At 56.3% G+C, this 18,954-nt stretch carries 18 protein-coding genes; 15 read left to right on the top strand and 3 right to left on the bottom strand.

Going from position 1 to position 18,954, the window contains the following annotated elements; translation table 11 throughout:
• Positions 1-38 precede the first annotated feature (38 nt).
• The 6 genes from bioB to ACR0AM_RS17315 are packed head-to-tail and all read left to right on the top strand — an operon-like array spanning position 39 to position 5,418.
• On the top strand, positions 39-1,019 hold the full coding sequence (gene bioB, locus ACR0AM_RS17340; RefSeq protein WP_209507670.1) for a biotin synthase BioB: 981 nt from the start codon (positions 39-41) through the stop codon (positions 1,017-1,019).
• Positions 1,016-2,149 carry an 8-amino-7-oxononanoate synthase gene (locus tag ACR0AM_RS17335; RefSeq protein WP_480623584.1) on the top strand — a complete coding sequence of 378 codons (1,134 nt, stop codon included), beginning with the start codon at positions 1,016-1,018 and terminating at the stop codon, positions 2,147-2,149. The genes bioB and ACR0AM_RS17335 overlap by 4 nt, the downstream gene beginning before the upstream one ends.
• Positions 2,146-2,766, top strand: coding sequence for a dethiobiotin synthase (bioD, locus tag ACR0AM_RS17330; protein WP_480623583.1), 621 nt, complete (start codon positions 2,146-2,148; stop codon positions 2,764-2,766). Before ACR0AM_RS17335 ends, bioD begins: the two co-directional genes overlap by 4 nt.
• Positions 2,763-4,049 (top strand): adenosylmethionine--8-amino-7-oxononanoate transaminase, encoded by a 1,287-nt coding sequence (bioA, locus tag ACR0AM_RS17325; protein WP_480623582.1) that lies wholly within the window; start codon positions 2,763-2,765, stop codon positions 4,047-4,049. The genes bioD and bioA overlap by 4 nt, the downstream gene beginning before the upstream one ends.
• A complete protein-coding gene (locus ACR0AM_RS17320) occupies positions 4,046-4,666 on the top strand; it encodes a pimeloyl-ACP methyl esterase BioG family protein (RefSeq protein WP_480519798.1) in 621 nt (206 codons plus the stop codon). Before bioA ends, ACR0AM_RS17320 begins: the two co-directional genes overlap by 4 nt.
• The gene (locus tag ACR0AM_RS17315) at positions 4,663-5,418 is read left to right on the top strand and encodes a methyltransferase domain-containing protein (protein ID WP_480519800.1); all 756 of its coding nucleotides are present in this window, start codon (positions 4,663-4,665) and stop codon (positions 5,416-5,418) included. Before ACR0AM_RS17320 ends, ACR0AM_RS17315 begins: the two co-directional genes overlap by 4 nt.
• 123 nt (positions 5,419-5,541) lie before the next feature.
• Here ACR0AM_RS17315 and ACR0AM_RS17310 read toward each other — a convergent pair whose 3' ends face one another.
• The 3 genes from ACR0AM_RS17310 to ACR0AM_RS17300 are packed head-to-tail and all read right to left on the bottom strand — an operon-like array spanning position 5,542 to position 7,777.
• Positions 5,542-6,468 carry a carbohydrate kinase family protein gene (locus ACR0AM_RS17310; RefSeq protein WP_480623581.1) on the bottom strand — a complete coding sequence of 309 codons (927 nt, stop codon included), beginning with the start codon at positions 6,466-6,468 and terminating at the stop codon, positions 5,542-5,544.
• 39 nt (positions 6,469-6,507) lie between these two features.
• The gene (locus tag ACR0AM_RS17305; RefSeq protein WP_480623580.1) at positions 6,508-7,605 is read right to left on the bottom strand and encodes a glucokinase; all 1,098 of its coding nucleotides are present in this window, start codon (positions 7,603-7,605) and stop codon (positions 6,508-6,510) included.
• On the bottom strand, positions 7,589-7,777 hold the full coding sequence (locus ACR0AM_RS17300; protein ID WP_480492735.1) for a family 1 glycosylhydrolase: 189 nt from the start codon (positions 7,775-7,777) through the stop codon (positions 7,589-7,591). The genes ACR0AM_RS17305 and ACR0AM_RS17300 overlap by 17 nt, the downstream gene beginning before the upstream one ends.
• Before the next feature lie 219 nt (positions 7,778-7,996).
• On the opposite strand from ACR0AM_RS17300, the gene ACR0AM_RS17295 reads away from it, so the two are divergent.
• The 9 genes from ACR0AM_RS17295 to ACR0AM_RS17255 all read left to right on the top strand — a co-directional run bounded on the left by ACR0AM_RS17295 (position 7,997) and on the right by ACR0AM_RS17255 (position 18,931).
• On the top strand, positions 7,997-8,746 hold the full coding sequence (locus ACR0AM_RS17295) for a sugar phosphate isomerase/epimerase family protein (protein WP_480623579.1): 750 nt from the start codon (positions 7,997-7,999) through the stop codon (positions 8,744-8,746).
• Entirely contained in the window at positions 8,746-9,792 is a 1,047-nt protein-coding gene (locus ACR0AM_RS17290) for a LacI family transcriptional regulator (RefSeq protein ID WP_480623578.1), read from the top strand. The genes ACR0AM_RS17295 and ACR0AM_RS17290 overlap by 1 nt, the downstream gene beginning before the upstream one ends.
• 22 nt (positions 9,793-9,814) lie before the next feature.
• The gene (locus ACR0AM_RS17285) at positions 9,815-10,564 is read left to right on the top strand and encodes a basic amino acid ABC transporter substrate-binding protein (RefSeq protein WP_480623577.1); all 750 of its coding nucleotides are present in this window, start codon (positions 9,815-9,817) and stop codon (positions 10,562-10,564) included.
• A 64-nt stretch (positions 10,565-10,628) separates the two neighbouring features.
• Positions 10,629-12,275 (top strand): amino acid ABC transporter permease, encoded by a 1,647-nt coding sequence (locus ACR0AM_RS17280; RefSeq protein WP_480623576.1) that lies wholly within the window; start codon positions 10,629-10,631, stop codon positions 12,273-12,275.
• Positions 12,272-14,257, top strand: coding sequence for a beta-galactosidase (locus ACR0AM_RS17275; protein WP_480477083.1), 1,986 nt, complete (start codon positions 12,272-12,274; stop codon positions 14,255-14,257). The genes ACR0AM_RS17280 and ACR0AM_RS17275 overlap by 4 nt, the downstream gene beginning before the upstream one ends.
• Before the next feature lie 122 nt (positions 14,258-14,379).
• Positions 14,380-15,504, top strand: a complete 1,125-nt coding sequence (locus ACR0AM_RS17270; RefSeq protein WP_480477085.1) for an extracellular solute-binding protein — start codon at positions 14,380-14,382, stop codon at positions 15,502-15,504.
• Between the two features lie 116 nt (positions 15,505-15,620).
• Positions 15,621-16,733, top strand: a complete 1,113-nt coding sequence (locus ACR0AM_RS17265) for an ABC transporter ATP-binding protein (RefSeq protein ID WP_480605635.1) — start codon at positions 15,621-15,623, stop codon at positions 16,731-16,733.
• 12 nt (positions 16,734-16,745) lie between these two features.
• Positions 16,746-17,666, top strand: a complete 921-nt coding sequence (locus ACR0AM_RS17260) for an ABC transporter permease (RefSeq protein ID WP_480554884.1) — start codon at positions 16,746-16,748, stop codon at positions 17,664-17,666.
• The gene (locus ACR0AM_RS17255; protein ID WP_480623575.1) at positions 17,663-18,931 is read left to right on the top strand and encodes an ABC transporter permease; all 1,269 of its coding nucleotides are present in this window, start codon (positions 17,663-17,665) and stop codon (positions 18,929-18,931) included. Before ACR0AM_RS17260 ends, ACR0AM_RS17255 begins: the two co-directional genes overlap by 4 nt.
• Positions 18,932-18,954: the final 23 nt, after the last annotated feature.

Here is an 18,954-nt window from a genome sequence, read left to right as displayed (position 1 = left end):
CCACAGCAACGCAAGCTGCAGAGAGTTTTATAGATAAAATGATCATCCCACACTCCGGCTGGACCCGTAAAACTGCGCAAGCTATTCACGATCTTCCGCTGATGGATCTTTTGTTTCGTGCGCAGACCGTGCATCGCGAAAACTTTGATCCGAACCAGATCCAGACCTCGAAGCTATTGTCGATCAAGACGGGTGGCTGCGCCGAGGATTGCGCCTATTGCTCGCAATCAGCCCGTAATGGATCAACCTTGCCAGCATCGAAGCTGATCGAGGTTCAGCGCGTTCTGACCGAGGCCAAGAAAGCCCGCGATGGTGGCGCGACCCGGTTCTGCATGGGGGCGGCGTGGCGCGAGCCAAAGGCGCGTGACATGGATGCGCTGGTCGCGATGGTCGAGGGCGTCAAGGAACTGGGCATGGAAACCTGCATGACGCTGGGTATGCTCGACGACACTCAGGTGGTGCAGCTGCGCGATGCCGGTTTGGACTATTACAATCACAACATTGACACCTCGGAACGCTATTACTCCGAAGTCATCACCACCCGTACCTTTGCGGATAGGATCGATACGATGAACCGGGTGCAGGAAGCAGGGATCAAGGTTTGCTCAGGCGGCATTCTGGGGATGGGTGAACATACTGGCGACCGTATCGACATGTTGCTGACATTGGCCAACATGACGCCTCCACCTGACTCGGTGCCGATCAATATGTTGATGCCGCAGGCCGATACCCCACTTGCCGACGCCGAGCCGATTGACCCGATCGACTTTGTGCGGATCATAGCAACGGCCCGCATATTGATGCCCAAGTCCTATGTGCGGCTTTCGGCCGGGCGCAGCGACATGAGTGACGAGATGCAGGCGATGTGCTTTTTCGCCGGTGCCAACTCGATCTTTGTTGGCGAAACGCTTTTGACAGCAGAAAACCCCGAAGAAGACACCGACGCGGTCCTGTTTGCGAAACTTGGTCTTCAGGCCGAAAAAGCCGAAACGCGAAACTGCACGGAAGCTGCCGAATGAAAGCAGTCAACCGACTGGAATCGATGCTTGATGCGCTTCAAGCCCGGCACCGCCGCCGGGCCTTGATCCCGACGCAAGGGCTGGATTTCGCGTCGAATGACTATCTGGGTCTTGCCGGTTCTCAAGTGTTACAACGTGCGGCGCATGATGCGTTGTCGCGGGGTGTGCCTGTAGGTTCGGGAGGTTCGCGTCTGTTGCGGGGCAACCACCCTGAACATGAAGCGCTGGAGCGGGAAGCGGCCGCATTCTTTGGAGCTGAGGCCGCGCTGTTCATGGGAGGCGGGTTTCAGGCCAATCAGGCGATCTTCTCCACGTTGCCAGCGGCTGAGGATTTGGTCCTATATGACGCCCTGGTTCACGCGAGCGCCCATGAAGGCATGCGGGCCAGCCGTGCAGACCTGCGTGCCTTCCGCCACAATGACGTTGCGGATGCACGCAACGTATTGCGCGACTGGCAATCTACAGGCGGTTCGGGTCAGGTCTGGATTGCCGTCGAAAGCGTGTATTCCATGGAAGGTGACCTGGCGCCGCTGGAAGACCTGTCCGTACTTGCGCGCGAAGCTGATGCGGTTTTGGTTGTTGATGAGGCCCACGCAACCGGCGTTTTCGGAGAGCGAGGCAGGGGTCTCGCGCATGACCTGAACGCTGATCTGCTGACATTGCATACCTGCGGTAAAGGGCTTGGTGTCTCAGGCGGGCTGATCTGCGGTCCGCGCGTGATGATTGATACCCTGATCAACCGCGCTCGTCCCTTCATCTTTGCGACCGCTCCGTCGCCTTTGAACGCTTCTCTGGTTCGTGCTGCGCTACGGGAACTGGCCGAGGATGTCAGCCTGATTGAAGGCGCGCATGAACGTATGCGCCATGCCCATGACGCCGCACGGCAACTGGGGTTGCCCGCAGCCGCGTTGAACAGCCAGATCATCCCGGTTGTACTGGGAGATGACGAGCGCACAATGGCGATGGCGGCCACTTTGCAGCAGCAGGGTTTTGACGTTCGGGGCATCCGCCCGCCCACTGTCCCAAAAGGCACATCCCGTTTGCGCGTCTCGATTACCGGAAATGTCACCCTTCAGGATATCTCGACCCTGTTTTCAACCATCGCAATCTGTCAGTCGGAGGCCGCATGAGCGCGCTGATCGTTACCGGAACCGACACAGGTGTTGGAAAAACCGTGTTTTCGGCTGGTCTGGCGGCAGCTTTGCAGGCCCGGTACTGGAAGCCTGTTCAGTCTGGTCTTGAGGATGCTACGGACACTGAAACCGTCAGCGCGCTGAGCGGTGCCGAGGTCCTGCCCGAAGCGTACCGGCTGAACATGCCCGCTTCACCGCATCTGTCTGCCGAAGACATGGGTATTGAGATTGACCTCTCGCGTCTTGAAATTCCGAAAGTGGACGGGTCTCTTGTTGTCGAAGGCGCAGGGGGCCTTATGGTGCCGCTGAACCGCCAGTCGTTCTTTCTGGACCTGATTGCCGGATGGCAGGCTCCGGTTGTTCTTGTTGCGCGCACCGCCTTGGGAACGATCAACCACACCACATTGTCTCTGATGGCGCTTCGGGCTGTTGGCTGCGAGGTAGTCGGCGTCGCATTCGTGGGTGACCCCGTGCCGGACGTGGAGCAAACCATCGTCGAGATGTGTAAAGTGCATCATCTGGGACGCCTGCCATTTCTGAGCGACCTGACACCGCAGAGCCTGAACAGTGCATTTTCGGCAATTGATGTGGCGACCATTCGGAGGTTCCTGTGACCCCGTTGGAATTTGATGCGCGCCATCTGTGGCACCCTTATACACATGTGCTTGAACCTGGCCCGATGCACCTGATTACCGGGGCAGAAGGTGTCTGGCTGACGCGTGCTGATGGCGTCAGAATGATCGACGCAATGTCGTCCTGGTGGTGTACGGTGCATGGGCACAGGCACCCGGCCATCATCGATGCGATGCAAAAGCAGCTGAATACACTGCCGCATGTGATGTTTGGCGGTCTGACCCACGAACCCGCCGTGGAACTTGGCCGCAGGTTGGTCGACCTTCTGCCAGATGGCCTGGATCGCATTTTCTACAGCGACAGCGGCTCGGTCGCGATCGAAGTCGCGTTGAAGATGGCAGTCCAGTACCAGATTGCCAAAGACCGGGGCGAACGGTCTGAATTTGCCACGATCCGTGGTGGCTATCATGGCGACACATGGAAGGCGATGAGCGTTTGTGATCCCGTCAACGGGATGCATGGCCTGTTTCGCGGTGCGTTGTCGATCCAGCACTTTCTGCCACGCCCTCACATTCAATTTGGCGATGTGTGGCTCGACGATCCTTCCGAGAACGGGTTGGAGGCGCTGGAGGCGCTGCTGCACGACAAAGGGAACAGAATAGCCGCACTGATCCTTGAACCGGTGGTGCAGGGCGCAGGTGGGATGTATTTCTATCACCCCGCCTGGTTACGTGGGGCGCGTGGCTTGTGTGATGCGCATGACGTTTTGCTGATCTTCGATGAGATCGCGACCGGATTCGGACGCAGTGGCGAGATGTTTGCAATGGATCACTCCGGGGTGGTTCCGGATATCCTGTGTCTTGGCAAGGCGCTGACCGGTGGGCATATCACCTTGGCCGCCACTATCGCGACTGAGGCCGTCGCTCACGGGATTGGTGAAAGTGAGGCCGGAGTTTTGATGCACGGTCCCACCTACATGGCCAACCCTCTGGCTTGTTCGGCAGGGGTGGCGAGCCTCGACCAGTTGCAACAGCGAAACTGGAAGCAGGAAGTTGCATCAATCTCGCAGCAGATGAAGGCCGAACTCGCGCCCGCACGCAATTTGCCCGGTGTTTCAGATGTGCGCGTGCTCGGCGCAATTGGCGTCATCGAGATGGATGAGCGGGTCGACCCCTCCATCGCACATGGGTTGGCTACGGAAACCGGTGTGTGGTTGCGCCCGTTTGCTCGCAATATTTATTGCATGCCTCCCTATGTTATTTCACCTGACGAACTGAGCAGGGTAACGTCCGCGATGCTTGCTCTGGCTGGGGGGCAGAAATGAAAAGCCGTTGGCTGGCGCAATCAGACGACAGTACTCTGACCCTTGTGTTTGGTGGATGGGCACTGGGCGATGCTCCGTTCCGGGGTCTTACGGGGGGCGGAAATACTCTGTTGGTGGAAGGCTACATCAGTCTCGATGATCCCCTGCCTGATCTCGCCCGTTTCGATCACATTGATATGCTGGCCTTTTCCTTCGGTGTCTCGTCGGCTGCGCATTGGCTGGCGTGCTCGGGCTTTCGTCCCGACCGATTGATCGCCATCAGCGGCACTTTGCACCCTGCGTGCCCGGAACGTGGTATTGCGCCCGACATGATCAAGGCAACAGCGGCTCAGCTTTCCGAGCGCAGCTTCGCCAAGTTCTGCCGCCGTGCAGGTTTGCCAAGTGAGCCCCCGGAACTCGATATAGTCGCGGCGAAGCAAGAGCTTTTTTCCGTGATCCAGCGCGGGCCTGCCCCTGATCCGGGTTTTGACAGGGTGTGGATACCCACAAACGACCGGATCATTCCGACTACGGCCCAAGAAGCCGCATGGGCCTCAACCTCGGCCCGCGTCGAGCGTGTGGCGGCGCCGCACGTACCATTCCTACCGGGGCAAAGTTGGGCGAGTTGGGTATCATGACAGCGCAACTGGCAGACAGGGTGCAGCGGAGCTTTAGCAGAAGCTTTCAAACCTACCACGACACAGCAAGTCAACAAGCCTGGGTCGCAGGCAAGCTGGTGTCTGAACTGCGTCGTGCCGGAGCTCCGGACCGCTTTGAAACTGTCTTCGAGCTGGGATGTGGCACAGGGCATCTGACCCGTCTGATGCGACAAAGCTTTCACCTGCCAAACTTCATATTGAACGACATCGCACCACAGGCTCAGGCAACAGCGGATGCGGAAAAGGCCACGTTCATTGCCGGTGATGCGCGTGAAGTTCACTGGCCCTCCCGGATTGATCTGATCGTCTCGGCTTCGATGATCCAATGGATGGAAAGCCCGTTGCAATTGCTTCACAGAGCGATGGACGCGCTGGAGCCCGGCGGGTGGTTGGCGGTTTCGGGTTTTGGCCCTCAGCAATATCGAGAGCTTAGCGCGATCGGATCAGCTGCGCGTGCACCGGGTCTTACTACTCCGGCTGCTCTTGCCGCTGCTGTCGACGGCCCGATGCAGAAATTGGCCGTTGGTGAAAGCCTGAGGCGAACCTACTTCGATACGCCTCGCGAGGTTCTTAGGTATTTGCGAAGAACAGGTGTAAACGGCAGGGCGCAAGGAACATGGACCAAGTCCACGCTGGCTCGGTTCGAAAACGTATACGCTAAGGAGTTCGGCACGGATCGCGGGGTCTCGCTGACATATCATCCCGTGTGGATCATTGCCCGGAAGCGATAGATACTTTTCTGCCGTGGCCTAACGTAATTTGTGAGCCTGCCAAGCGGTCGCAAACTCCGCAGCCACGGCCCTCGGACTTGATGCGATTGTCACCAGTTCGATTTTTCGGGTTTTTGCCGACAATCAAACTTCGTGTGCCCAGGGCGGTTCTGCCCCGGCGCGTGATACTGTTACTGCGGCAACAGTTGCACCCAACGCCATGGCCGCCCGCAAGCTTTCGGAGGTCAGATTGCGCAGCCCCTGCTTTGTCAAATTCCCGGCGCGACTGAGTTCAGTCAGAACACCAGCGTTAAACGTGTCGCCCGCGCCGATTGTGTCGACAACCTGAACAGGTTTCACAGGAACCGAAACCTTGGAACCGTCGGCCAGGTACCCATTCGCTCCGTCGCCACCCCTGGTCACGATGAGGGCTGACGGACCGGTCTGCAACAAAAGAGACGCTTTGGCGGCCTCGGGCTCGGCTCCCGGGATGATCCAGTCAAGATCTTCGTCTGAAACCTTCACAATATCGGACTGCGCAATCATGCGGTTCAGACGGGTCCGATACCGGGTCTGGTCCTTGATGAATCCCGGTCGGATATTCGGGTCCAACATCACTGCGCGATCCGCTCCGTGGCGTTTCAGAAGTGAAGCATAGGCATCCGCGCAGGGTTCACACGCCAGACTGATACCCCCAAGATACAGGGCGGACACGGCTGTTAGCTGCTCCGGCATGTCCTCGGGTTGCAGCATTCGTCCGGCGGTGTTTTCATCGACAAAGCTGTAAGTGGCGTGACCGTCTTTTAGCTGTACGAAGGCAAGGGTCGTGGGGCGGTCAGAGACAATCACATGTGACGTGTCAACATGGCTTGAATTCAGCGCCTTTGTAATTTGTTGGCCAAACATGTCAGACGACACGCCGGTCAGCATTCCGACGGAAACACCTAGACGACCGACTGCGACCGCCGTGTTCAATATCGCCCCACCTGTGTGCGGTACAAATCCTTGTTCGCCCGACACTGTCGGCTCGGAAATCATGTCGATCAGGGCTTCACCACAGCACAGGATCATTTCGTAGTCCTTTTCAGAGTATTTTGTCAGGGAGACTTGTTATCGCATCAAAGCGTTCTTGCAGAAATTGTTCGCCCCGATGATGCCGAACTCTGCTTGCTCGGAGACATACAGGTTCAACGAGCGGCGCAGCTCGCTGAAACGGCCACCGCCGTTGAACGCTTCCCGGAACTCTTTGCCGAATAACCAGCGATTCTTTTCCGCGACGCCGCCAACAAGAAACACTCCGCCCGAAGGCATCAGTGTGACAGCCATGTCGCCCATCAAAGCCCCCAGATGGGTGTTGAACATCCGAGCGGCTTGTACCGCGATGGGGTCAGAACGGTCGCGGGCATCGAGCAGAATGTCTTTCGCCGAGCGCGTTGGTGTCTGTATATGGCCTGCCGCCAGCCCGATCGCCTGATATAGGATAGGCAAGCCCGTACCGCTCAGGAACATCTCAGCTTCCAGTGCGAGGCTGTCACCAAAAAAACACTCAGGCGCAATGCTGCGGGCTGCTTCAAAGATGTCAACTTCGTCGCGGTGACGCGGATACAGACCCACATGACCACCTTCTCCGGAGACTGTGTGATAGTGGCCCTCGGAAAACAGCAACGCTCCCACGCCAAGCCCGGTGCCAGGACCCACCACCAATCGCGTGCCTGCGGGCGGTGTCGCGTGACCTTGCAAGACGGCAACATCTTTCTGGGTTACTTCTGCCACCGACCACGCGGCAGCGGTGAAATCATTGATTACAAACGTATGACTGGCGCCGGTGGCTTTTGCCAATTCGGCCTCGGACAGGTCCAGATTGGCATTTGTCAGCCGAATCGTGCCATTCCGGACAGGGCCTGCACCCGCCGCCACGACCGCCTGTGGATTTGTTCCGATTTCATCCCGAAGCGCGTGAAACGCTTCCAGCAGATCTTCCAGTGTCCCCGTTGGGCGCTTGCGCAGGGCTGTCAGCTCTCCGTTCGTAACCACGCCCAGCCGCGTGTTGGTGCCCCCTATGTCAGCAACCAGATTCCAATGCTCATGCACCGCACCGAATGGTTGCGCTAACGGCTGAGAGACGTTCTGACCCCCGGAATGGGCAGACTTTAGCGCCATGAAAGACGCTTTGGGTGTTCTCTCAAGCGTTTCAAAATTCACGTTCACCAGTCCAAACCTTTTTCCACATTCGAAGGCCCATTCGCATTTGTCGCAGTAGTGACCAAACAAAACAGCCCTTTACCGGAACATTTTGTGCAAAAGCGTCCCTTACGGCAGCCAGGTGTCGGTCGAGATAATCCATGCGATTATCATTCTGAAGACGTTCTGCGCGCGCCATACCGTTTTTGGTGATACAGATTGGTGGCTCGCTCGTATAGCCCTTCATTGTTCGGATCAGAAATCGGTTGCGGGAAATGGCTCGATTTCCCACCCCATCTGGGTTTTAGGCAAAGGCTCGGAGCCTTATTCAAAGCTGGCGTACGGATCGAATCAATACGGCGCTTGACAAGGATACAGCTCGTAATTCACCATATTTGAAACGTTTCAAAGGTGAGGGATGCGAGTTTCTGCCCAACTCTACACAGTGCGGCAATGCGGTGATCTTGCAGATCAGCTGCAATTGGTTGCGGCCTGCGGTTTTTCAGATGTCGAAACCACTGGCTTGCACGGCCTGACCCCAGCTCAGATGGCGGGCACTATTTACGGGTCAGGCCTTAATGTTCGGTCTGCACATTTTGATTGGGAAGAGTTCGAAGGGCGATTTTCGGATATCGTCGAAGTATTAAACCTAATGGAATGCCGGGTGGCTGTCATGCCTTGGCTGGCGCCCCAGGTGCGGCCCGACACTGCCGAGGGATGGAGGGCGGTGTCGGGCCAGTTGTCCAAATGGGCAAATCAGCTGACAGATCAAGATATCAGCCTAGCGTATCACAATCATGATTTTGATCTTATCGGTGAGGCTGGTGACACACCTCTTGACCTGATCCTTGCCGGCGGAGATGTCTTTTGGCAACCAGATATCGGTTGGCTGGTTGCGGCTGGTCTGGATCCGGCGGACGCGATCCGCCGCCACGCCAATCGAATCCTGTCCGTGCATGCAAAGGATATCGACCCAGCAGGCGGAACAGGTGACGCGCGCTGGCGCGATTTGGGCGAAGGCGTGGTTGACTGGAACGCAACCCTGCGTGTGCTTGCCTCGACCAACTGCACGGACCTGTTTGTCGAACATGACGAAACCGATGATCACGTGCGCACCCTGCAAACGGGTCGGTCATTTTTGACGGAACAATTGGCAGGGTTTGGGTGATGGCGCGGGCGACGATCAAATCGATTGCCAGAAGTACTGGGTATTCCGTTGGCACAGTTTCGAATGCTTTGCGGGATTCTGTATCGGTGAAACGGGAAACCCGGGAAGAGATTCAAAAAGTTGCGTCGGATCTGGGATACCGGGTGAATCTGGATGGCCTGAAGCTACGCACCAATAAATCCTATAGAATCGGGGTCATGGTCAGTGTTTCGAACGACGCTGCGGAAGAGTGGGAAGGTGTAGAGTTTACGCGTATTCTAGCCGGTATATCCAATGCGCTAATAGGAACACGCTATCAGTTGAGCGTGTTCAGCACATGTGATGGCGAGGCCGCGGTGCAGACGTTGAAGTCCATCGTGCAGGAAGGGCAGGCTGATGGCGTGATCTTTTCCGGCACACGTGTTCATGATGAACGCGTCGCGTATCTGCAGGGGCAGGGCTTTCCTTTTGTCACATACGGCATGAGCGACAGCCCCCAACCGCATCCTTATGTGGATCTCGACAGTCAGGCAGCGGCTTATGATGCCACCGCCAGGCTGCTTGGGCTGGGGCATCGTCGCATCGCTTTGATAAACCCGCCGGATGACCTGATCTATGCACAGCAACGCCGCCGGGGTTATGCTGATGCGCTATCAGAATGCGGTGTGGAGTTCGATCCGGCACTGGTTTCCACCGGCCCGACCACCGCGGAATCCGGTCAGCAGAAATTTGCTACGCTTATGGAGTTGCCGAAACCGCCGAGCGCCATCATCTGCGCTAATGAGGCCATAACCCTTGGGGCGCTGTCAGCTGCCGATAAAGCCGGAGTGCAGGTTGGAAGGGACGTTGTGGTCATCTCGAACGACGACTTGAAGCTCAGCCAGTATTTTGTACCGCCACCCAGCACTTATTACTTGCCGATTGCTGAAACAAGCCGTCTGCTGGGTGAGTTCATGTTGAAAGCTTTGGACGGGGTCGATCCGTCCGAGATTCAGAAAAAGATCAGGGCCTCATTGATCGAGCGGCAACCTGACACCCCGGCGCCGGATGCGGCGCAAACCACCTGATCCAACAAAGGAGTACCTGAAAATGTTTAAAAACCTACTTGCCGTTGCAACACTCACAACACTGATGGCTCCAGCGGCCTTTGCTGCCGACCTGGAAGGTCGTGTTCTGAAAATCGGAACCGATGCGACATACCCACCGATGGAAACCGTGGATGAAACAACCGGTGAGATCGTGGGCTTTGACGTCGATGTGATGAATGCGATTTGCGCGAAGGTCAATTGCGTCCCCAATTTCGTAAACACCGCCTGGGATGGTATCTTTGCGGCCCTTCAGCAGGGTGAGTTCGATCTGGTTATCTCGGGCGTGTCGATCACACCGGAACGCGAAGAAACCATGGACTTTTCCGAGCCTTACATCGTTGTCAGCCAGGCCATTCTGTTGCAGGTCGATAATGCTGACATGACACTTGAGGATTTCAAAGCCGGTGGCCAGAAACTGGCCGCGCAAACTGCGACGACCAACGCCCAATTGGCGGAAGAGCTAGTTGGGCGCGAGAATGTCAGCCTTTACGACAACTTCTCGGCCGCCATTCTGGCGCTTCAGAACGCGGACGTTCAGGGCGTGATCATCGATGGCACGTCGGCAGCGGCCTATGAACAGGAATTTGCGGGCGAGTTGACTGTTGGCATCACAGGCTTGCAATCCGATCCGTTGGGTATCGTGTTTCAAGAAGGCGATCCGACGGTGGATGCGATTAACGCCGGTCTGAAAGCCATTCAGGAGGATGGAACGCTGGACGAACTGACAGCCAAATACTGGGGCACCAATTGATCCATTAGCGCCCTTCCGGTCCGGCGGCCAGCGCTGCCGGGCCTTGTCTTAGCGGAGAAGTTCCATGTTGCGCCTCAGCACGATCCGCCCGAGTAACCTGGTGTTGCTCGCAGCAGCGCCCTTTATTATCTACCTGTTCGCCACATCCTCAAAATACTTGCGGTCTCTGGTCGCAATTCTGGGGATCGGCACCGACGCGGGGCCCATCTTTGTTGGATTTCTGCTGATTGCGACCGTTGCGATCCTTGGATATCTTTGCGCACGCTACGTGCGGTTTTCACAAAACTCCCCCGGCTGGTTGCGATTCTGCGCGCTTGCCGCGTTCCCAACTTCTGCGGCGCTTTTGGTCATCAGCTTTGTTTCTCCGCTGCTTCTGATGCCATTTGCCGAGTCGGTCTTCTTCCATGCGCTCAGCGAAAACACATCACCCCTTATCGATCGATCCAGTCAGACCTGGGTATTGTTTCCGGGCGTGATCGCCAAGGTTCAGACGGGATTACAAGTTTTCCTGGCGGTTTACGCGGCTGTCGTCGCACTATGCCTAATTTCGGCACGTTTGCAGCCGCCCTGGCGCGGGCGCGTCTTGTTGGGGTTGGAGTGTCTCACAGGCGCGGTTCTGTTTTATCTCATGTTCATGGCTCATTGGCAGTTCGCGACCGGGGTGGCCATTACATTCCGCGCGGCCATATTTGCCTATATCTTCGCGGCCATTCTTGGTTTGGTCTGGGTCGGGTTGCAATCGTTTAAACCAAAGGCGCGTACGACGGTCGTCTATGGTTCGATCAGTTTGGCATTGCTTGCAGCCTCAGCCTTTTTCTTCATGCAGCCGCAGGTCAGCTTTGTTCTGGTGGGCAGCACCGAAGGGCGTATCGCGGTTGTGCGCGGCACGCCGCAGGCGCAGGCTGACGTTATCCGGTTTGGTGAGTTCGAAGGGGCCGACGGTCAGCAATATCGCATCCGCAGCGCAACCGATGCCACTGCCGCGCTTGAACAGATCGAAACGGTCGACAGTGTCTCGGGCGCTTTTGTCCCGGCCGATGCCCATACACAAGGTTATCCGGTCCTGTGGCAAACAAGATTTCTACCCGACAAATACCGCAATCCGGCCCTGGCATTTGCCGTGTTCGGGTTTTTGTTGCTGACACTGACCATTGGCGGGGCTCAGCATAAGCTGCATCCTCTGGCGGTCGGGGCCGAGTTTTTCGTGGATACGATACGCGGCATTCCGATGCTGGTGATCATTCTTTATATCGGACTGCCACTGGCGGGCGCAGTCAAAGACGCCACCGGCGGCGGTATCGACATGACCAATATGACCCGCGGGATCATCGCGATCTCAGTTGGTTATTCCGCCTATATGGCCGAAATTTTCCGATCCGGGATCGAGGCGATACCGAAAGGCCAATTGGAGGCGGGCAGCTCTCTGGGTTTGTCGCGCTGGCATACGGCGCGGCTTATCGTTCTGCCGCAGGCCCTGCGGATTGTCACTCCACCGCTTGGCAATGAGTTTATCGCGATGATCAAGGACACGTCATTGCTGTCTATCCTGTCCGTCCGCGACATGACCCAGAGGATGCGAGAATTTCAGGCGGCTAGCTTTCTGCCCTTTGCACCCTTCAATACGGCGGCAATCCTGTATGTCGTTCTCACACTCGGCTGTGCCAGTTTCCTGAAGTGGATCGAACGACGCACAGCAAAGGACACACGATGAGCGCGCTGGAACTTGGGGTTTGTTACTACCCCGAACAGTGGGACCCTTCGCAATGGCGAGACGATGCCGCCCAAATGGCAGACATGGGGTTGGATTGGGTGCGGATTGCTGAATTCACCTGGGGTCTGATCGAACCCGCGCGCGGTCAGTTCCACTGGGACTGGCTGGATGAAGTGATCGAGATACTGGGTCAGGCTGGTCTGCGGGTCATGATGTCCACCCCAACAGCCGCCCCCCCCAAATGGTTGATCGATGAGTATCCCGAAATCCTGCCCGTTGGGCCGGATGGTCGGGTCAGAGGGTACGGTTCGCGCAGGCATTATTGTTTTTCCAGTGAGGTTTATCTGGCCGAGGCGCAAAGGATCGCAACTGAATATGCCCGCAGATATGGTCAGAATTCGTATGTCCAAGCGTGGCAGATCGACAATGAGTACAACGACCACGATACAGTTCTCAGCTATTCCGATGCCGCGCGAACAGGTTTTCAGAACTGGTTGGAGGAACGATACGGGGCAATCGATGCGTTGAATGACGCGTGGGGAACCGTTTTCTGGGGGTCGCTCTACTCTCAGTTTGGTCAGATCGAACTGCCCAACGGGCTGGTCGCCACGCCCAATCCAGCCCATGCTCTGGAATTCGCGCGCTATTCTTCCGATCGAGTTCGTCTGTTCAACAAAACGCAGGTGGATGTTCTGCGCAAATATGCGCCGGGCCGGGATATTACCCATAACTTCATGGCAGGTAGTTTCGAATTCGATCACCACGCCGTAGCGGCTGATCTGGATATTGTCGGGTTCGACAGCTACCCGCTAGGGAACTTATTGGGCTCTACCCTTTCAGATGAGGAAAAGCGCCGCTATCTGCGCACCGGCGCACCGGATTATCAGGGCTTTCATTGTGATTTGTATCGCAGTCAGGGGCGCGGTCGGATGTGGGTGCTGGAACAGCAGCCGGGCCCGGTGGATTGGGCTGACAAGAATCCGTCGCCGGCAGAGGGGATGGTTCGGCTTTGGACCTGGGCGGCCTATGCACATGGCGCGCAAGCCGTGATGTTTTTTCGCTGGCGACAGGCAAAATCTGCGCAAGAGCAATACCATACTGCGATTTTGCGGTCAGATGGCAGCCCGGATCAGGCCGCTGTTGAATTGGCTGAGATCGTGAAGGATCGCGCCATTTTGCCGCCCGAGAGACGGGCAAAATCACGGGTTGCAATGCTACTGGATTATACCTCTATCTGGGCGGCGGACATCCTGCCACATGACAACGATTTCCCCAATGCCCAGATTTTTCGCGAGTGGTACACTGCAATTCGTGGTTTTGGGGTCGATCTTGATTTTGTTGGCCCTGAAGATGAACTGAGCGGCTACGCCCTCATCATATTACCTCAAAGCATGATCGTGACCGCTGACCTTGCAGACAAGCTTGACGCTTCGGGGGCCAAGATTCTGATAGGTGCTCGTTCCGGCAGCAAGACATCCGGGATGAACACCCCGTCCAATCTGGCTCCAGGCGAACTGGCAAAGTTAACAGGTATCCGTGTCACGCGCGTCGAATCACTTCCTTCACTTGCGCATGAGGCTGTGGTTCTTCCCGATGGGCAGCAATTTGAATTCACGGGTTGGCGTGAAATTGTCGAGACCAAAGAGCGCGTTTTAGCCCGCTTCAAGAGCGCTTATTGCGATGCCAGTCCGGCGGTCATCCGTTCTGACCGCACGACCTATCTGGCAATGGTTCCGCGAAATGAGCTTTTGCAGGCGATTGTCGGGGAGGTACTGAACTGGGCTGGGATAAATGCAACGCCTTGCGACCCCGATATGCGCATAACCCAACGCGGCTCGACCTACTACGCGTTCAACTTCAGTGACGTTTCAAAGCCTTTGCCTGCTGGTCGTGCACGTCAAATTCTGCTTGGTTCAGATCCGGTCAAACCAAGGGACATCACCGTTTGGCAGGAGAATGCAGCGCCTCATAAATCAGCTTAGACGTGTCAAATCGCGAAACTGGACATAAGATTTTCGCAAACTGTCACTTTTGGACTGACGGATGGGCGCAGAAAGTCCTATGAATAGAAAACAAAAAACGAGTCCAACAACGGGAGAACACTATGGTTACCAAGTCATCACTTTCCAGACGCACTGTTTTGAAAGGAGCGGGTGCCGCAGCGCTTGCCGCGCCTCTTTACAGCAAGAGCGCACTGGCTTCGTCGGGTGAAATCAACATACTGATGTGGTCGGATTATCTGCCGCCCAGCTTTATCGAAGAGTTTGAGACCCTTACTGGCATCAAGGTGAACTACACCGGGATCGGCTCAAACGAAGAAATCATCAACAAGATGAAGGCGACCAAAGGTCAGGGCTTTGACATCGTCTCGCCAACCAACAACCGCTCGTTGCAGTGGGAGCCGCTGGAGTTGTTGCAGCCCTTTGACATGAACAAGGTTCCGGTCGACCTAGTGAACCCTGCCATGGCCAAAATCGGTACGGATGCTTGGAACTTTGGCGGCGCCGGGGTTCACTGGTTGCCGCATATCTGGGGCACCGAAGGCATTGCATACCGCACCGACTTGTGGCTGCCGGCTGGGGACGCCCCATCCTATGGCGATGTTTGGTCGGAAGAAAACGCAGGCAAAACCATGGGCCGCGCGCATTCGATGATGCTTGGCGCTGGTCTTTACATGGAGCGTTCCGGCGAGATGGAGCCGGGTTCGGTCTGGGCCGCTTATGGTGACGAAGAAACCATGCGCAAGGTCTGGGGTCAGATCACTGACTGGTGCATTGCACGTAAGAATCGCATCAAGCTGATCTGGAACGATGCCGATACACAGAAGAACGGTCTTCTGAATGAAGGTGTTGTTGTCGGTCAGACCTGGGACGGCCCGCCACTGGCACTGAAATCGGCTGGTGAACCAGTGCACTATCAAGCGCCCATCGAAGGGGCGATGGCATGGGTTGACGGAATGTCGATTCCGTCTGGCGCGGCGAATATCGACCAGATTTATGCCTTCATCGACTTCGCCTATCAGGCCAAACCTGCCGGTGTTGCCATCGACAGCCATGGGTACAACTCTCCTGTTCTGGGGGCGGATCAGTATTCAGGCGACACCTACAAGAAGAACTTTGCCGAGGCCTATCCGGGCGACTCGCTGGCCAACCTCAATCCGTGGCCGGCCGAAGCCCCATGGTATGCTGAAACGCGGACCGAGTTCGTCAACAAGTTCAAGAGCGCATAAGCGATCTGAAACCATGCCCCTCGCGTTCTGCGAGGGGCCACAATCTGTGCGCCGCTCCGGCGTAACGGAAAGCTATGTGGTGTGGTGACAGTGCACACCTCAGGGAGATACCAAAAATGAGTGCAGGGGTCGGAGTCGATCTGGAAAACCTGTGGATCCGTTTCGGTGACTTCGTCGCCGTGCGCGATGCAAACGTCACAATTAACGGGGGAGATTTCTTTTCATTCCTCGGACCCTCGGGTTGCGGCAAAACAACGATCTTAAGGGCTGTTTCCGGCTTTCTCGAGCCCAGCGAAGGCAATGTTCTGATCGGCGGCAAAAACATGCGCGGGATTGGGCCCAACAAACGCCCCACAGCTCTGATCTTTCAGAACCTAGCGTTGTTTCCCTTGATGAAGGTTTGGGAGAACATCACGTTCTCGATGGAAATCAAAGGCGCCAGTGTTGCCGAGCGCCGCAAGCGCGCTGACGAGCTTCTGGACATGATCGCGCTTCCGGAGCAAGGCGACAAACTTCCCAGCGAATTGTCTGGTGGCCAACGTCAGCGAGTGGCCATCGCTCGTGCCCTTTGCGCCGAGCCGGATGTATTGCTTCTTGATGAGCCTCTGTCAGCACTTGACCTCAAACTGCGCCAGCACATGCGAACGGAACTGCGTGAGATACAACAGCGTGTGGGCATTACTTTTATCTACATTACCCATGACCAGGGCGAGGCGCTGACCATGTCAGATAATATCGCCGTCATGCGTGCAGGTGTGATTGACCAAATTGCCGATGGGAAAACCATCTACAATGATCCCAACACGGCTTTCGCGGCCTCATTTGTCGGCGAAAACAATGTATTCCGTGGCAAGATCAAACAGGTCATGGGCAACGAGGCGCTGATCTCGACCAACCGCTCGGGCGATCTGGTTGCACGGATATCGACCGCCAATCAAGGCAAAATAAAAGAAGGCGATAGTGCAATGTTGTTCATTCGCCCCGAAGCCTTCGCCATTGCGCCCGAGGGGGCTTCGGGTGACCATTTTGTTACCGCGCGGGTCAACCACGAAGAATTTGAAGGCAACGTCTTCAACATCTTTACCGAAGGTGAAGGTGGAAAAGAGATCAAAGTGTCGATCCCGAACCATGGACAATCCTTCGAGGACCACACCGGACAGAACATCACGTTGGAATACAAGACGCATAACGCCGTCATCGTTCCTGCGGGTGAACTGGCTGCAGAATAAGGGGATTAACTCATGCCCCAGTTTCTAAAAGACTTCTTCAATCGCAACGGCACCGGCATGGGAGTAGCGATCCTGGGTCTGGTTCTGTTCTGGACCATCGGCCTGATCATCCTTCCGCAGCTGTCGATGTTGGACTTCTCGTTCCGTCCGAATCTGCCACCGCCAGAGATTGGCGGACCCAAAGACATATATACGCTCGAGAACTACAAATATCTGGTCTACGGCCCCGAAGGCGGCAGTCAGGACTACAACACTGTTGATCTGAGGGTGTTTTTCCGAACTCTTGTGGCCGCGGTTTTTGTGACGGTTTTCAACCTGATCATCTGCTATCCGATTGCCTATTACCTGGGTCAGGCCGAGGGCAGCCATATTCGTATCTTCGCGATCATGCTGATCATCCCTTACTGGATCAACGAGATCCTGCGCGCCTTTGCGCTGCGCATCATCTTTGGGGAAACAGGCGTGTTGAACACGTTGTTCACGGGGCTGGGCATCTGGGATACACCGTTCGACTTCATTCGCAATGACATCGCGCTCTATGCGGGTCTGGGATACGCCTATATCCTGCTGATGATTTTCCCGATGTATAACGTGATTGAAAGTCTGGACAAAAACCAGATCGAAGCAGCACGCGACCTTGGGGCGCCTTGGTGGCGGATACATTGGCGAGTGGTCATTCCTTATGCCAAGCCGGGGATCAGTTCGGGCTGTACTATGGTCTTCATGTTGTCCGCCGGTGCGTTGGCTGCGCCGCAAATTCTGGGCGGGCCGTCCAGTCTGTGGTTCACCCAACTGATCTATCAGCAGTTCAATGACAACAACGACTGGCCACAGGGCGCCGCCTACGCAATCGTTCTGCTGGTCACTTGTATTCTGTTCGTGCTGGCCATGATGCGCCTGTTCAAAGTGAACATGGGGGATATAGGGAAATGAACAATTCCTTCCTCCGCATAAGCATCTGGGTCTATCTGGCGATCTTCTTCCTGTATCTGCTGGGCCCGCTGGTGATCATGTCCGTCACCGCGTTCAACTCGTCCGGGTTCCCCCGAATGAGCCCATGGGAATGTCTGACATTCCAATGGTTTGGCGAGCTGTTTCAAGATCAGCGTATCCTGAACGGGATCAAGAACTCGCTGATCATCGGAATCGGCACAGTCATCCTGTCCGTGGCGATGGGTTTGGCAGGCGCGCTGATGCTGACCCAGATCTGGCCGAAGCTTCGCGCGACCTACTATACGGTCATTATCGCACCGATCCTGATCCCCGGTGTGGTTCTTGGTATCTCGACGCTGGTCTTCTGGGACCGGATCAACCGGATGCTGGGGCTGGGGGCCGACAGTTTCCTGTCAAACGGCATCTTCCTGACGGTGATCGGCCAGTCCACCTTTATTGCCAGTTACTGTATGCTGGTGCTGGTGGCGCGGTTGCAGCGTTATGATGTCGCCCTGACTGAGGCGGCACTGGACCTTGGGGCCAGCCACGCTCAGGCTTTCCGCAAAATCCTGCTGCCGTTCATGCGCCCGGCGATTGCCTCGGCGGCGGTTTTGGCATTCCTCGCTTCTTTCGAGAACTACAACACCACCACTTTCACTTTTGGCGAATACCCGACGCTGACGATTGAGCTGGCTCAGAAGGTTCGCTACGGCATCACGCCCGCGATCTCGGCGCTGGCGTTTATCATCGTTGCGCTGACGGTTTTCTTCGCTCTGCTGAACGAAGCCAAGCTGAAACGTCAGGAACTGGTAGCCGCGGCGCGTAAAAACGCAACGGTCGAGGAACTGGCTGGCAAGATCAAGCTGCCGAGTTTCTTTGCCGGTAATATGGCCGCCGTGTTGCTGGTCGCATTTGCGGTTGTAACGATCACCGTCATAGGCACAGCGGCGACCTACAGTCCGGCGCAGTGCATTGCCGACGTTCGCGAGCAAAAGCAGTTGGAAGCGGAACAACGCATTCAGGAACTGCGTCAGCAGCGTGAGGAGCGCCGCAAACAGCAAGAAGCGGAAAAAGCCGGGCAGGGTGATGCCCAAACCGCGCCAAAGCCGTCGAATAACAGCGGTTTTGGTAATGTCTTCGCTCCGAACTCGCTGGATGGCAGCGAGAATGAAAGCAACGAAGGTGCTTCCGAATCCGAGAGTGAGCCATCCAACAACAGCGGTTTCGGAGGGGTGTTTGACCCCAACAGTCTGAAAAGCGACTAATCGCTGTGCCAAGCGGCAACCAA

The sequence above is a fragment of the Ruegeria sp. AD9 genome (genome assembly GCF_056542305.1).
This window is presented reverse-complemented; position numbering and strand designations above follow the sequence as displayed.

What these genes read in the sequence shown, in the direction of transcription:
- ACR0AM_RS17270 (WP_480477085.1), top strand. Translation starts at nt 14,380, where the DNA reads ATGGTTACCAAGTCATCACTTTCCAGACGCACTGTTTTGAAAGGAGCG.
- ACR0AM_RS17265 (WP_480605635.1), top strand. Translation starts at nt 15,621, where the DNA reads ATGAGTGCAGGGGTCGGAGTCGATCTGGAAAACCTGTGGATCCGTTTC.
- bioD (WP_480623583.1), top strand. Translation starts at nt 2,146, where the DNA reads ATGAGCGCGCTGATCGTTACCGGAACCGACACAGGTGTTGGAAAAACC.
- ACR0AM_RS17260 (WP_480554884.1), top strand. Translation starts at nt 16,746, where the DNA reads ATGCCCCAGTTTCTAAAAGACTTCTTCAATCGCAACGGCACCGGCATG.
- ACR0AM_RS17285 (WP_480623577.1), top strand. Translation starts at nt 9,815, where the DNA reads ATGTTTAAAAACCTACTTGCCGTTGCAACACTCACAACACTGATGGCT.
- ACR0AM_RS17335 (WP_480623584.1), top strand. Translation starts at nt 1,016, where the DNA reads ATGAAAGCAGTCAACCGACTGGAATCGATGCTTGATGCGCTTCAAGCC.
- ACR0AM_RS17280 (WP_480623576.1), top strand. Translation starts at nt 10,629, where the DNA reads ATGTTGCGCCTCAGCACGATCCGCCCGAGTAACCTGGTGTTGCTCGCA.
- bioB (WP_209507670.1), top strand. Translation starts at nt 39, where the DNA reads ATGATCATCCCACACTCCGGCTGGACCCGTAAAACTGCGCAAGCTATT.
- ACR0AM_RS17255 (WP_480623575.1), top strand. Translation starts at nt 17,663, where the DNA reads ATGAACAATTCCTTCCTCCGCATAAGCATCTGGGTCTATCTGGCGATC.
- ACR0AM_RS17310 (WP_480623581.1), bottom strand. Translation starts at nt 6,468, where the DNA reads ATGATCCTGTGCTGTGGTGAAGCCCTGATCGACATGATTTCCGAGCCG.
- ACR0AM_RS17275 (WP_480477083.1), top strand. Translation starts at nt 12,272, where the DNA reads ATGAGCGCGCTGGAACTTGGGGTTTGTTACTACCCCGAACAGTGGGAC.
- ACR0AM_RS17315 (WP_480519800.1), top strand. Translation starts at nt 4,663, where the DNA reads ATGACAGCGCAACTGGCAGACAGGGTGCAGCGGAGCTTTAGCAGAAGC.
- ACR0AM_RS17320 (WP_480519798.1), top strand. Translation starts at nt 4,046, where the DNA reads ATGAAAAGCCGTTGGCTGGCGCAATCAGACGACAGTACTCTGACCCTT.
- ACR0AM_RS17295 (WP_480623579.1), top strand. Translation starts at nt 7,997, where the DNA reads ATGCGAGTTTCTGCCCAACTCTACACAGTGCGGCAATGCGGTGATCTT.
- ACR0AM_RS17300 (WP_480492735.1), bottom strand. Translation starts at nt 7,777, where the DNA reads ATGGCGCGCGCAGAACGTCTTCAGAATGATAATCGCATGGATTATCTC.
- ACR0AM_RS17290 (WP_480623578.1), top strand. Translation starts at nt 8,746, where the DNA reads ATGGCGCGGGCGACGATCAAATCGATTGCCAGAAGTACTGGGTATTCC.